We start from the raw sequence: 12,180 nt of genomic DNA on the forward strand, positions 1-12,180 counted from the left end.
TGTGCGTTAAAAAGTGAGCGTGAAGCGCGCGCCGGCGCTGACCGAGCGCGCATAGCGCACCGTGCCGCCATTGGCGTGCACCAGGTGCCGCACCATCGCCAGGCCGATGCCCCGGCCCTGTTTTTTGGTCGAGAAAAACGGCGTGAAGATGTGCGCAGCCAGCGCCTCCGGCACGCCGGGGCCGTTGTCGACCACCTCGATGCGCAAACGGCCGCCCCGGCTGAAGCGCGCGCGCACCTGCGCTTCCGGCGCCTTGCCGGTGATGGCTTCGGAGGCGTTCTTGAGCAGGTTGATCAGCGCCTGTTCCAGCTGGCCGGGATCGATCATCACCGCCAGCGACGCCGGCTCCACCGAGAACGATACCTTGCCGCCCAGCGCCTGCCACTGCGGCGCGATCAGCATCGACAGCCGCTCGAACAGTTCCTCCAGCAGCACGCGCTGCGGCTGCGCCTGCGGCACGGTCGACAGGCTGCGGTAACTTCCGACAAAATCAACCAGGCTGGCGGCGCGGCGCGAGATGGCGTCCAGCGCGGTGCCCAGGTCGGCGTGGATATCGGCCGGCAGTCCGGCCGCCGCTTCGTCCAGCAGGCCGCAGGCGGTGCGCGACAGCGACGCCACCGGGGTCAGCGAGTTCATGATCTCGTGGGTCAGCACCTGCACCAGTTCACGCCAGGCGTTCAGCGCTTCGGCTTCCAGTTCGCTCTCCACCGGCATCAGCGCGGCCAGGCGCTGGGCCGCGCCCTGCATCGTCAGTGCGGCGACGGCGACCAGCGCGCGCTCCACGCCACGCTCGGTGTCAAAGCTGATCAGCTGCCGCTGGCCGGCGCTCTGCGCGGCCAGCAGCTGGTGCAGGTCCTGCGGCGCGCTGGCGCGGCCGGGTGCGAGCAGGCGGCGCGCGCTGGCGTTCAATGGCGCCACCGCGCCGGCGCCGGCCGCGTTTTGGATGCTGAACAGCGCGATGGGCGCGTGTTCGAGCCGGGCTTCCAGCGCGTAGAGGGTGTCGGCCAGTTCGCGGCCCGCAGGTATGCCGTGATGCAGCGCGCTGTCGTGCGCCTCCATGCGCGGTGTGCGGGGCGCCAGGCGGCGCAGGCATTGCCACAGCGCGGCGGCGGGCAGCAGCGCGGCCAGGCCGCACAGCACGATGCGGCGCGGCTCCGGCGTGGCGGACATGACGTCGGCCACGGCGGCCAGCGCCATCAATCCGGCGACGCTGGCGGCAGCGCCCAGCTTGAGGAGGCGTTCAGATGCCATGCTTGCCCAACTTGCGGTACAGCGCGGCGCGGCTGACGCCCAGCAATTTCGCGGCATGGCTGATATTGCCGTTGAACTGGGCCAGCGCCGAGGCGATGGCTTCGCGTTCCAGTGTGTCGAGCGTCATGTCATTGCTGACGGCGCCGCGCGCCGAGGGCATCGGCGCCAACGGCGCGGCGAAATCGTCGCCATCGTCCAGCGCCGCAGCGCCGGCACCGAGGCCGAAATCGCCCAGCGACAATTCAACGCCCTGCCCCAGGATCACGGCGCGTTCGCAGGCGTGGCGCAGCGCCCGCACATTGCCCGGCCAGTCGTGGCGCAGCAGGCCGTCCATCGCCGCCGCGTTCACGTTGCGGACCGGCCGGTCGTACTGCAAGGCGTACAGGTTCAGATAGTGCGCCAGCAGCAGCGGAATGTCCTCGCGCCGTTCGCGCAGCGGCGGCACGCGGATCACGATGGTGTTCAGGCGGAACAGCAAATCCGGCCGGAACACGGCGGGATCGAACAGCCGCGCCTCGTCCAGGTTGGTGGCGCTGATGATGCGCACGTCGATGGCTTCCGGCTTGTCGGCGCCGATCGGCGTCACCTCGCGCCGTTCCAGCGCGGTCAACAGCTTGGCCTGCGCCGCCAGCGGCATGTTGCCGATTTCGTCCAAAAACAGCGAGCCGCCGCGCGCGGCCTGGAAGCGCCCCGCCCGATCAGCCCTGGCGTCCGTGAACGAACCTTTGCGATGGCCGAACAACTCGCTCTCGAACGTCGATTCCGGCAGCGCCCCCATGTCCACCGCCAGCAAGGTGCCGGCCGCGCGGCGCGACAGCGCATGGATGGCGCGCGCCACCAGCTCCTTGCCAACGCCGTTCTCGCCCAGCACCATCACGTTCGCCTCGGTCGGCGCCACGCTGGCGATCAAGACCTTCAACTCGCGCATCGCCGCGGATTCGCCCATCAGGTCGGGCGTCGGCGCGGTCGGCCCGCGCATGGCGGCGCGGCGGGCCAGCGCCTGATCGATGGCGGCCACCAGCCGCGCGTTGTCCCACGGCTTGGTGATGAAATCGCCGGCGCCGCGCTTCAGCGCTTCCACCGCCAGCGGCACGTCGGCGTAGGCGGTCATCGCGATCACCGCCGGCGGCTGCGCCTGTGAGCGCAGCAGATCGAGCAGCCCCAGGCCTTCGCCGCCGTCGATGAAGCCGGGCGTAAAATTCAGGTCCAGCAGCACCACGTCCGGCACGCCCTGCGCCAGCAAGGCCGGCAAGCCCGCCGGATCGCACAGCGTGGCGACCTTGCCATAGCGTCGCCGCAGCAGCAACTGCGCGGCCGTGGCGACATCGGCGTCATCATCGAGTATCAGTACGTAGGCGTTCATGCAGGCATTCTAGCAGCCGCCAACGGGCGCCGGACGGGGCTTCCGGCCGCAGGCCATGGGCGCGCGCCGCAAGTGTTCAGTTCCGAACAGTGGCCGCTGTTCATAAGCGGACAGCGAACGGCCAATCCGGGCCAAACAGACCCTCAATATGGGCTTTTTGGCCATGGCACAGGGTTTGCTGTATCGCTTACATGCACATCAAAAAAAATATCGGCCCCTCTCCTTCCCACCTGCCATCCAGCGGCGCGGCGATGGACGTCGTGGTGCCCCGCAAGCGCGGCAAGGCCATCGTCATCGGGCTGGCGGCCACGCTGGCCTTGGCGGCCGCCGGGTACGCGCTGTGGTCGTGGATGCCGCGCGGCCTGCAGATCGACGGCGCCGATCTGCGCATCGGCCAGGCCGCGCGCGGCATCTTCGTCGACGAAATCGTCGTGCGCGCCAATGCGGAACCGCTCAATTCCGTGATACTCGATTCGGTCGAATCGGGCCGCGTCGAAGAAGTCTTCGCCATCGACGGCACGCTGGTGAAGAAAGGCCAGCTGCTGTTCCGCATCTCCAACCCGCAGCGCAACCTGGAACTGCTGGCGCGCCAGTCGGAACACGCGGTCAGCATCTTCAACCTGTCCAACCTGCGGGTGGCGCAGGAGGCCAGCGCCAGCGACCACCAGCGACGGCGTGAGGACCTCCAGTTCGCGCTGGATCAGGTCCGCAAGCAGCACGAACGCAATGTGAGGCTGGCGGCGCAGGGCTATATCTCCGCCGTCGCGCTGGAGGAATCGGCCGACAAGCTGCAGCAGCATCGCCGCCTGCTGGCGCAGGAAGAACGCGCCTCCAGCACCGAGGAAGGCGTGCGCCGCGACGCCGCCACGCAGCTGGAAACGGCGATCGGCGGCCTGAACTCCGGCCTGAAGCTGGTCTCCGCCACGGTCGATGCGCTGGCCGTGCGGGCGCCGGTCGACGGCCGGCTGACCAACTTCCGCCTGCAGGTGGGCGAATCGATCAGCACCGGCAAGAACATCGGCCGCATCGACGATCCGGCGCGCTTCAAACTCGCCGCCAGCGTCGACGAGTACTACCTGAACCGCATGGCGGTCGGCCGCCACGGCAGCGTCAAGCAGGACGAGCGCAATTACGCGGTCGACATCCGCGCCATCTACCCGCAGATCAAGGAGGGCCGCTTCATGGTGGAGCTGGTGTTCACCGGCGGCCAGCCGCCGGTGCTCAATCCCGGCCAGAGCCTGGATGCGCGCATCACCTTGGGCGAGCCGGCCAAGGCGCTGCTGCTGCCGAACGGCGCCTTCATCAACGACAGCGGCGGCGCCTGGGTCTATGTGCTGGACGCCGGCGGCCGCACGGCGCAGCGGCGCGCGGTGCGCGTCGGCCGCCGCAACAACAGCCAGCTCGAAGTGCTCGAAGGCCTGGCCGCCGGCGACAAGGTGATCCTGTCGAGCTATGCGGCCTACGGAAATTCACCACGGTTGCAAATAACGCAGTAAATTCCCATCACTATCACTAAAGGCAAACCCCATGCTCAAACTCGTCGGCATCAGCAAAATCCACCAGGCAGGCGAAATCCAGACCACCGCGCTGGATCGCATCGACCTGGAAATCGAAGCGGGCGAATACGTCGCCATCACCGGGCCGTCCGGCTGCGGCAAGTCGACCATGCTGGGCATACTGGGCCTGCTGGACGTGCCTGACCACGGCGAATACTGGTTCGAGGGCCAGAACGTGGCCGGCTGGAGCGAATCGAAACTGAACCAGCTGCGGCGCGGCCGCATCGGCTTCATCTTCCAGAGCTTCAACCTGATCGAAGAGCTGACCGTGTTCGAGAACGTCGAACTGGCGCTGGAATACAACGGCACGCCGGCGCGCGAACGGCGCGAGCGCGTGACGGCCATGCTCAACAAACTGGGCGTGGGCCACCGCGCCGCGCATCGCCCTTCGCAACTGTCGGGCGGCCAGCAGCAGCGGGTGGCGATCGCGCGCGCGTTGGTGGCCGGCCCCGCCGTCCTGCTGGCCGATGAACCGACCGGCAACCTGGACACCGCACATGGCGATGAGGTCATGCGCCTGCTGCGCGAGATTAACGCCGAAGGCACCACCGTGGTGATGGTCACGCACTCGCCGGACCACGCCGCGCAGGCTTCGCGCACACTGAATCTGCTGGACGGCCGCATCATGGTCGACGTTCTGCAAGCCGCTTAAAGCGTCAGGATCACCTTCATGAACCTGCGCGACTTTCGCATAGGCTGGCGGCTGCTGTTGCAGCAGCCGACCTATTCCGCCGTGGTCATCGGCGGCCTGGCCATCGGCTTTGCCGCCTGCTTCCTGCTGTTCGGCTTTGTCGAATTCTGCCTGAACTTCAACAGCGCCATACCGGACAACGACCGCGTGCTCGTGGTCAAGCAGCGCATCAACGTTTTCCCGCGCCCGGAATGGCAAGCCTGGGCTTTCCTGCCCTTGCGCGATGTGGCTCTCGCCAGCGGCATGGTGTCGCAGGCCAGCGTCGCCAAGCCCATCGAGTCGCCGTTGCGCGCCGGTAGCGATTTGCGCGCGCTGAACCTGCTGGCGGTCGATCCCGATTTCCGCACCATGTTCGGCATCGTCGCGCTACAGGGCGACTTGGGCGCCGCGCTGGCGCAGCCCGATGGCCTGGCCTTGACGCGGAGCGGCGCACAGAAACTGTTCGGTGACCATCCCGCAGCTGGTCAGACCGTCCATGTCGATGGCACGGTATTGCAAGTGCGGGCGCTGATGCCCGATCCGCCGGCCAACAGCAGCCAGCAGTACGAGGCACTGGTCGGCACCGGCAGCAGCGCATGGCCGGAGCGCGAGACCGCGATCAGCAAATGGGGGCGCGGCATCGTTTACATGAAACTCAAGCCCGGCGCCTCGATGCCGGCGCTGACGGCGCTGCTGCAGGAAGCCAGCGAAAAATCGCCCATCAACCAGCGCGTTAAAAACGGCCCGCTGGGCAAAGGCCTGAACGGCCGCAACGTCGCCGATATCAGCCTTCTGCCTTTGCACGACGCCTACTTCGACGAAGGCCTGGCCAACAGCCGCGCGGGCGAGCAGTACGGCCAGCGCAGCAGCGTCTTCGGGCTGGCGGCGGCGGGTTTCCTGATCCTGCTGCTGGCCGCGATCAACTACATCAACCTGGCGACGGTGCGCACCCTGCGCCGCCAACGCGAGATCGGCATCCGCAAGCTGCTGGGCGCCAGCTCGGCGCGGCTGGTGCGCCAATTCCTCAGCGAGGCGGCGCTGACCTCCGTGCTGGCGGCCGTCGCCGGCTTGGTGCTGGCGTGGCTGCTGCTGCCGACCTTCGCGGAGCTGGTGAACCGTCCGCTGGCCGGCATGTTCACGCCCACGCGCTGCGTGATCGCGCTGGCGTTCGGCCTGTTCATCGGCGTGTGCGCCGGCGCCTATCCGGCCTGGCTGGCGCAGCACGCGCTACCGGGACCTGCGCTGGCTGGCCGCGGCAACAGCGAAACCGCCGCCGGCCTGTGGGTGCGGCGCGTGCTCACCGTGCTGCAGTTTTCCAGCGCGATGGCGCTGTCGGCGACGGCGCTGGCGGTCGGCTGGCAGACGTACTACGCCACCCATGCCTCGCCGGGATTCGATCCCGCGCACCTGCTGGTGCTGGACCTGCCGTCCGACGCGGAAGGCAAGCAGGGAGCGATCGCCTTCATGGAACAGCTGGCCCGGCTGCCGCGCGTTGAAGGCGTATCCTCCATTTCGGAAGCGGTGGGCCGCGACGGCATGAAGCTGACCAACACCGTGACCGCCAGGGACGGCCGCGAGATACCCTTGGAAGGCAAGAACGTCAGCGCCAACTGGTTTGAAGTGAACCACCTGCAGGCGCTGCACGGACGGCTGTTCCGCGCGGCGCAGGATGTCGACTACGGCAAGGCCCCGCGTGTGGTGGTCAATACCGCCGCCGCGCTGGCCCTGGGGTATGCGGCGCCGCAGGACGCGGTCGGTCAGGTGGTACCGGGCGGCATGGAGATCGTCGGCATTGCGCCCGACGTGCGCTACCAGGGACTGCACCGGCCATCGAAGGCGATCGTCTATTCCGTCCGTCCCGGCGGCGTGCTGATGATACGCACCAGCGACAACCTGGAGACGGCGTACAGCGAGATCGAACCACTGTGGCGCCGCCACTTCCCCAACGCCATCATGGAGATGAAGACGCAACAGGCCGTGCTCGAAGAACGCTACGCCACCGAAGCGCGGCTGATCCGGATACTGGCTGCCACCAGCGTGATCGCCATCGCACTGGCGGCCTTCGGCATCTACGTGCTGTCGGCCTACAGCGTGCAGCGCAGCCGGCGCGAGATCGTGATGCGCAAGCTGCACGGCGCCGGCCGCGTCGACATCGCGCTGATGATGGGCCGCGAATTCTCGGCGCTGGTGGGCGCCGGTGCGCTGATCGGCCTGCCGTTGGCGGCGGTGGCCGTCCAGCGCTACCTGGCCGCCTACACCGAGCATGCGCCGATTGGCGCCTGGACGCTGGCGGCGGCGCTGGCGATGGCCCTTCTTGTGGCGCTGCTGGCCACCACCCGCCATACGACGACGGCCTTGCGCATGTCGCCCGCATTGGCATTGCGCGACTGAACCGGAGAACAAATTGAAACCAAGCGACTTTCGCATTGGCTGGCGCCTGCTGCTGCGCCATCCGCTACACTCCGCCGTGGAGATACTGGGACTGGCGACCGGCTTCGCCGTCTGCTTTCTGCTACTCGGATTTGTGGCCTACTCCTTCAGCTACGACCGCGACGTGCCGCAGCGCGAGCGCGTGTTCGTCATCAAGCACCGGCTGAACTTCATTCCGCAGCCGCAATGGATGGAGTACACGCCGTTCGCGCTGCGCGAGGTGGCGCTGCGCAGCGGAGTGCCGCTGGAGGCCAGCGCCTGGTGGCCGCGCCAGACCACGCTGCAACTGCACGGACGCATGCAGCAGCTGGAGGTCACGGCGGTCGACCCGGCGTTCCAGTCCATCAGCGGCCTGCAGGCACTGGCCGGCGACCTGCGCGCGGCGCTGACCCAACCCGACGGCCTGGCCGTGACACAGCAGACCGCGCTGCGCCTGTTCGGCGCCACGCCGGCGCTGGGACGCACCATCGAGATCAATCGCCAGGCGCTGCAAGTACGGGCGGTACTGGCGGACCGTCCGGCCAACAGCACGCTGCAATTCAACGCGCTGGTCGGCGTGGGCAGCGCGCTGTGGCCGGAGAAGGAACGCCAGGACGCGCTGTCGAACTGGATGGGCATCGGTGGCCGCATCTACGTCAAAACCGGCCAGGGCGTCAGTCCTCAGGCCTTGCAACGGGCGCTGCAAGACGCGATCGACCGCGCGCCGTGGGCCAGCCTGGCCACGCCTGAGATGAAGGCCGCGCTGGGCCAGCGCAAGATGGTCGATATCGGCCTCGGTCCGCTGGCCGACGCCTACTTCGACCGCAGCGTCGCCAACACCATGGGCACCGGCCCGCGCGGCGACATGCGCATGGTGCTGGCGCTCGGCGCCACCGGCCTGCTGATACTGCTGCTCGCCGTGGTCAACTACGTCAACCTGGCGACGGTGCGCACCTTGCGCCGCCAGCGCGAGATCGCGGTGCGCCGCGTGCTGGGCGCAAGCACGCGCCAGCTGCTGGCGCAGTTCATGGCCGAATCGATGCTGCTGTCGGTGGCCGCCGCCGCGCTGGGCGTGCTGCTGGCGTGGCTGCTGCTGCCGCTGGCCTCCGACCTGCTGGAGCGCCGCCTGGACGGCATGTTCACGCCGGCGGCGATCGGCATTTGCCTGCTGGCCGGCGCGCTGGTCGGCGCGGCGGCCGGCGTCTATCCGGGCTGGCTGGCGCGCGGCGTCGACATGGGCATCACCTTGGCCCACCGCAGCGGCGAGACCACAGGCGGCGCGTGGCTGCGCCGCAGCCTGACGGCGGTGCAGTTCGGCGCGGCGATGAGCATGGGCAGCGTGGCGCTGGCGATCTTGTGGCAGACGCAGTTCGCCGCCAAGGCGCCACCGGGCTTCGATCCCGAGCCGCTGCTGGTGGTGGAGATGGCGGAAAACCTGCGCGACAATCCCGCCGCCCGCGCGCTGCGCGACGCCATTGCGCAACTGCCCGGCGTGGCCGGCGTGGCGGACAGCCGCGACGTGCCGGGCCGCGACGACAAAACCGGCACGCATGGCAGCGACACGGTCAAGCGCGTGGACGGCAGCAGCGCAGCGCTGACGGTGCATTTTGTCGGACCGGATTTCTTCAACGTCTACGGCCTGAAGGCCCTGGCCGGACGCCTGTTCGACCCGCGCATCGAAGCAGCGGCAGGCGACGGCGAGCAGAACGTCGTGCTCAACCAGGCGGCGGTGCTGGCGCTGGGTTGGCCGTCCGCGCAACAGGCGGTGGGCCAGCGCATCGGCGGCACGCAGTTACGCATCGCCGGCGTGACGCCAGACCTGCTCTGGGAAACGCTGCGCGATTCGGTGCGCCCGACCATGTACCGGATCGCCAGGGACAATCAGCTGCTGACGGTGCGCATGCGCGCCGCGCCGGATGCGCAAGGCCGCGCCGCGCTGGAGCAGGACATCGCCGCCGCCTGGAGCCGCTACTTCCCCGCCAGCGAGCCGGTGATACGCCGGGCCGGCAGCTACTACGCGCAGGCCTATGCCGACGATGTGCGCATGGCCAGGCTGCTGGCCTGCGCCACGGCGGTGGTATTCGCGCTGGCCGCCTTCGGCATCTACGTGCTGGCGGCGCACAGCGTGCAGCGCCGCGCGCGCGAGATCGTGCTGCGCAAGCTGCACGGCGCCGGCCGCAGGGCGATCGCGGTGCTGGTCAGCCGCGAGTTCCTGCTGCTGACAATGGCCGCCGCCGCGGTCGGGCTGCCGCTGGCCGGGCTGGCCATCGAGCGCTATCTGGCGGGCTTCGCGGCGCGCACGCCGCTGGGCAGCTGGGCGCCCGCGGCGGCGCTGGCGTTCACGCTGCTGATCGTGGCGCTGGCCACCGCCCGCCACACGCTGGCGGCGATGCGCATCGCACCGGCGCAGGCGCTGCGAGACTAGAAAAAATGGGATGAATGTACCTTGTAGGTACCGCACGATAGGTGATAGTTGGTGAGCACTAAGTTCCAATAAATGCTACTATGTTTTTTTAATAATATTTATAGGATTATATGAAAAAGTTTTTGATCGGGCTTACTTTTTTCATCTCTACTCTCAGCCAAAGCGCTTATGCCGACCAGCTCGAGCTTACTTCTGGAGACGTCAGCAATGGCGTCCTTTACCCTAACAACGGATTGATATCGCAAAATAATATTTTCCGCTTGACTCAGCAAACGGACGGCAATCTGGTACTGTACAAAAGTGGAGTTGCTATCTGGGCGACCTTCCAAAACGGCACTCATACGGTCATACAGGCCGATGGCAATTTTGTTCAATATCGCGGCAGCACCCCTGTATGGGCCTCCGATACAGTTCAACCACCCTCCACAAGTTACAATCACTACACGATAGGGGTGCAAAATGACGGCGCCGTGTACGTGCGCGGCCCGATGGTGGCTTCACCAGGACTCTGGAAGATCATTATTCCCGCAGGCGTTACCTTGGGTGGCAATCCAAATCCACCATGCCAAATGCGCCCCTTCCCTGTCTGCGTTTTCCCTGGCACACCATCTCAATACAATAGTTCGGTTTCAGCTTGCTCCCAAAGCGACGCTGCCACCTACGCAAGCCAGCACGGCTGGAACTTCGGCGCCTGCCATTAATCCAATTTGAGCACCCTGACCACAAATGGGTGCTTCCCCCCTTCAACATCAAGGTCATGAACAAGCTATTTTTTATCGCTCTGATTCCTCTCACGATAGGTGGAGGATATTATTTGCTCGGCGGCGAGCCGCGACCAAGTAACACGCCGATAGGAGGCCCCGGTAGCCCGCCAGCCAAGGCGACCGCGCAAACGCCCACAAAGGAGGGGGCAGGTCCCGTCATGAGGGCCTGGGGGTACTCACCTTTTGGCACCGCTAGCCCATCAACAGTCCCTGATGCGAAAACGCTTGCCACTGAGCGTATGGAGAAAATGCGAAAAATGGGAGTGGGCACCCCAGAGAAGTATTTTTATATGCCTCTAAAAGTCCTGAAAGAACTAGGGAAAACAGGGGACCCTTTCGCGCTGCTCCAACTTGGGCAGCAGTACTGGGATGAAGGCGCAATGTTGGAGCAAGACCCCGACTACGACTTCAAAGAAAATCCCAAATCCTTGGCTTTGCGATATACAAACGAAGCCTTTCTCGCAGGGTACAACCGCGCCGCGTTAATACTTGCCAACAGGCTCTCGCAAGAAAATCCGACAGAAGCCTATGCCTGGGCATTAGTCTCTCAGGAATCGGGAGACAAGGATGCCAACAAGGTTCTGCTGTCCACGGCGCCGCAACTCGACCTGCCGCAAATTCAGCAAGCCCAGCTAATTGCTATGAACAAAAATCTCGAGCTATCGAAGCTGTGGGCAATAAAGTTATATCCCAGCGCAAGTCATTCGCAGTGAGTTGTGAGACAGAGAGCAAGATACTGGTGTCCCGTATGCGGCAACAAAAAAGCCCAAAGTTGAATCCAACTTTGGGCTTTCACATTCAGTCTCATAGGACAACAGAAGTTATTTGACGCCTACCAACACGATATCGAAGATCAGCGTCGAGTTGGCAGGAATACCGGTCTGCGCCACAGCACCGTAACCCAGATCAGGCGGAACTATCAGTGTGCGCTTGCCGCCGACCTGCATTCCGGGGACGCCCTGGATCCAGCCGGTGATGACCTTGCCATCTACCAGCACAAAATCTTGCGACGTCCCGCCAATGTTGGAACTCACCTGCGGGCCACGATAATCGGGAGGACGGGTGCCATCGTAAAGATACAGCGCATAGTTTGCAGTAATGGTCTGGCCAGCTGACGCTGTAGCGCCAGTACCGATCAAGGTATCGGCCTTTTGCAGCGTCGGCAGTGGCGGAACGTTGGGGATTGTGACGCCCGGGATGACATCAACCAGCTCGAAATCGTAGACCATCGGCGAATTGGCGGGAATCGCCGGATAGATGCCTGTCGCGGCGCGCGAGGCGGCGCCGTACACCAGGTTGGCCGGCAGGATCGCGGTGCGCTTGCCGCCTATTTTCATGGCGGCGACAGGAGCTACGCCGAGGATGGCCTGGTCCCAGCCCACCACCACCGCGCCCAGGCCCACCGTGAACGGCGAAGCCGGCTTGCCGGTATCGACCGAGCTTTCCACTTTGGCGCCCTTGAAATCGGCCTTGGTCAAGTCATACAGGTAGCCGGTGAAGTTGATCACCACGATGTCGCCCGCCTTGGGGGCGGCGCCGGTGCCGACCACGGTGTCGGTCAGCTTGAACGCCGGCTGCACCACCACCACCGCCACCGGCGCTTTCGATCCGCCACCGCAGGCCGTCAGGGCCGCTACGCAGGCAACGGCAGCAAAATATTGAAACATCGATTTCATGATTACCTTTGATGAGTGTTCGTATTGGTCGCACATTCGGAGCAGAAGTTTAGCAGACCATGCCGC

At 65.9% G+C, this 12,180-nt stretch carries 9 protein-coding genes; 6 read left to right on the forward strand and 3 right to left on the reverse strand.

Going from position 1 to position 12,180, the window contains the following annotated elements; genetic code table 11:
• Positions 1-6: 6 nt before the first annotated feature.
• Together KVP70_RS06745 and KVP70_RS06750 are read right to left on the reverse strand one after the other, a co-directional pair.
• On the reverse strand, positions 7-1,251 hold the full coding sequence (locus KVP70_RS06745; protein WP_217941389.1) for a sensor histidine kinase: 1,245 nt from the start codon (positions 1,249-1,251) through the stop codon (positions 7-9).
• Positions 1,241-2,614 (reverse strand): sigma-54-dependent transcriptional regulator, encoded by a 1,374-nt coding sequence (locus tag KVP70_RS06750; RefSeq protein WP_217941390.1) that lies wholly within the window; start codon positions 2,612-2,614, stop codon positions 1,241-1,243. Before KVP70_RS06750 ends, KVP70_RS06745 begins: the two co-directional genes overlap by 11 nt.
• Positions 2,615-2,805: 191 nt before the next feature.
• Between KVP70_RS06750 and KVP70_RS06755 the strand changes: the two genes are divergently transcribed.
• From KVP70_RS06755 to KVP70_RS06780, 6 genes are all read left to right on the forward strand, one after another.
• Positions 2,806-4,110, forward strand: a complete 1,305-nt coding sequence (locus KVP70_RS06755; protein WP_229224655.1) for an efflux RND transporter periplasmic adaptor subunit — start codon at positions 2,806-2,808, stop codon at positions 4,108-4,110.
• Between the two features lie 31 nt (positions 4,111-4,141).
• The gene (locus KVP70_RS06760) at positions 4,142-4,822 is read left to right on the forward strand and encodes an ABC transporter ATP-binding protein (RefSeq protein ID WP_217941391.1); all 681 of its coding nucleotides are present in this window, start codon (positions 4,142-4,144) and stop codon (positions 4,820-4,822) included.
• An 18-nt stretch (positions 4,823-4,840) separates the two neighbouring features.
• The gene (locus tag KVP70_RS06765; protein ID WP_217941392.1) at positions 4,841-7,231 is read left to right on the forward strand and encodes an ABC transporter permease; all 2,391 of its coding nucleotides are present in this window, start codon (positions 4,841-4,843) and stop codon (positions 7,229-7,231) included.
• 13 nt (positions 7,232-7,244) lie between these two features.
• The gene (locus KVP70_RS06770) at positions 7,245-9,674 is read left to right on the forward strand and encodes an ABC transporter permease (protein ID WP_217941393.1); all 2,430 of its coding nucleotides are present in this window, start codon (positions 7,245-7,247) and stop codon (positions 9,672-9,674) included.
• Between the two features lie 110 nt (positions 9,675-9,784).
• Entirely contained in the window at positions 9,785-10,375 is a 591-nt protein-coding gene (locus KVP70_RS06775) for a hypothetical protein (protein ID WP_217941394.1), read from the forward strand.
• Between the two features lie 56 nt (positions 10,376-10,431).
• Positions 10,432-11,151, forward strand: a complete 720-nt coding sequence (locus KVP70_RS06780) for a hypothetical protein (protein WP_217941395.1) — start codon at positions 10,432-10,434, stop codon at positions 11,149-11,151.
• 108 nt (positions 11,152-11,259) lie between these two features.
• On the opposite strand, the gene KVP70_RS06785 is transcribed toward KVP70_RS06780, so the two are convergent.
• Complete coding sequence (locus tag KVP70_RS06785) at positions 11,260-12,114, reverse strand: FKBP-type peptidyl-prolyl cis-trans isomerase (protein WP_217941396.1); 855 nt, start codon at positions 12,112-12,114, stop codon at positions 11,260-11,262.
• Positions 12,115-12,180: the final 66 nt, after the last annotated feature.

Origin of the sequence: Duganella violaceipulchra (assembly GCF_019166075.1) — a bacterium.
GTDB lineage: Bacteria > Pseudomonadota > Gammaproteobacteria > Burkholderiales > Burkholderiaceae_D > Rugamonas > Rugamonas violaceipulchra.